Origin of the sequence: Xenorhabdus mauleonii, from assembly GCF_900113945.1 — a bacterium.
GTDB classification, from domain to species: Bacteria; Pseudomonadota; Gammaproteobacteria; order Enterobacterales; family Enterobacteriaceae; genus Xenorhabdus; species Xenorhabdus mauleonii.
In genome coordinates this window covers 1-1,952 of sequence record NZ_FORG01000083.1, presented here as the reverse complement: position 1 = coordinate 1,952, position 1,952 = coordinate 1, and the positions used below count along the sequence as shown (strand labels likewise).

The following is a 1,952-nucleotide window of genomic DNA, read 5'->3' as shown; positions in this document are numbered from 1 at the left end:
AGATAAAACAGGCTTTGCCCGGTCATGGCGCTGTACTGGATGCGCTCTTCTTCCGGTATCAGGTTCAGCACCGCATCCATCAGCGACGATTTCCCCGCCGCGCTGCTGCTCTGGATAAGTACCGCCAAGGGTTTGGGCAGTTTGCGGCTCACCGCCGCCAGATAGCCCGCCAACAGGTTAGTCGATTCGCCGACAACCCCGCAGGCGGCCAAGTCAGACGTGATACGCGCCGTTAAATAGGGGTCTTGCAGCAACGCCAATGCCGCTTCCCGTTCGCTCAGGTTCATTTCCGGCGCTTTATTCTCGGTGCCCATGGCTGCCTGTCGTTGCCACTGCTCAACCGCCAGTAACACCTGCCCCAGCGCCCGGCGCAGGTCGGCTTCCCCTAACCCCAGTTCGGTCGCCGCCAGTCGCGCATAACTGTTGCGTGAACGGGCGCTCATCAGGTCAACCCCGTCGGCGAACAGCACGCCGCTTTGCGTGTCCAGCACCTGCGCATTGAGTTTCATTGCGGCTGAACCTGCCTTGATTGAACCCAGTCCCCGCAGACCCCAGCGCAAGGTGCCGAGGGAGATAAGCAACTCGCCCTGTTCGCTGGACTCACAGACCACGCCCGGCGCCACGCTGGAAGTGGGGCAAGCGGCTAAAGAAGAAGTTGTTTCCGGCACCGTGACAGGCTCCGCCGCCTGATGCTCAACGGTCTCCATGCCTGCCACATCCAACATCGGCACCGCGCCGTCAATCAGCAACGCGAAGGCGGTTTCCGGTTCGGCCAACTGGCACAGATAGCCGTTGGCATCCCTTTCCGGCGGGAACACCACGCGCAACGGGGCAATGCCTTTGCCCAGCAGCGCCGCCGCCAGTTTGACCGCCGCCTCATTGCCCACATTGTCATTGTCGAAGGCAATCAGGATTTGCTTAATGCCGTGCTGTGCAAAGGCCTGCCAGTGGTCAGCGGTGACGCCGTTCACGCCATAGGCGGCGGTGACATTGCGGTGCCCCGCGACCCAGAACGACATCGCATCGATGAGCGATTCACACAAGATAAGCGACTTGGAAGCACTGAGCGCCGTTTCATTCCAGACCCCGGTATGTTTACCCGGCAGATAGAGATGTTTTGCCGCACCCCGACTGAGATCATCGCTGATTTTACGCCCGTACAGCTCCTGCACCTGCCCCTGATTATCGATAATCGGCACAACCAGCGAACCGCGCAGGTGTTCATGGCCGTTTTCCCGCAGCACCCCGATCGCCTGCAACCGACGGCGGATCTCTGCCCCCGCTTTCACTTTTTTCGGTGGCAGACGGTAAGCCAACGTGCGGTTAGCAAAACCCAACTTGAACTGCGCGACTAACTCAGGGTGATTGAGCCGCCGCTTCGCCAGATAAGCCTGCGCTTCCGGCGCATTGAGTAACGTATGGTGATAAAACTCAACCACCCGTGCCAGCAAGGCTTGTTGCCCGACGGCTTCCCCGGCCAGCTCCGCCGGTGCAACCAGCGGCTCGACCGAGGGATTAACACCCAGCACGGCACGCAGGCGCTCCACAGCATGGCGCAGGCTCAACCCTTCGGTTTTCATCACCCAGTCAAGCACCGAGCCGCCGGCATCGCAGCCAAAGCAGTGATAGAGATTTTTGGCCGGGGTGATCACCATCGACGGCGTTTTTTCCTGATGGAACGGGCACAACACGGTCATGTCTTTACCGCGCTTAAACAACTGCCGCCCCTGCTGCTCAATAATGGCAACTAACGGAACGGCGGTTTTCAGGTGCTGTAATTCTGCGTCGGGAATGCGAGCCATGTCTTAATCCTTTAAAATGCGTCAAGGTCATTATTGACCTATATAATACAGGTCAATATAATACTTTCAAGACCTCCATTAAAAAAGGACACTTATCATGATGAACAAACACATCAACTGGCTTTGTTCATTTATGACTGATTTTGGTAA

Annotated in this window: 1 protein-coding gene; it reads right to left on the bottom strand. The window is 57.8% G+C overall.

Annotated features, from left to right (window positions below; all coding sequences use genetic code 11):
• Positions 1–1,802: CHC2 zinc finger domain-containing protein (locus BM100_RS22275; protein WP_092514981.1), on the bottom strand; the 1,802-nt coding region annotated here is incomplete at its 3' end.
• Positions 1,803–1,952: the final 150 nt, after the last annotated feature.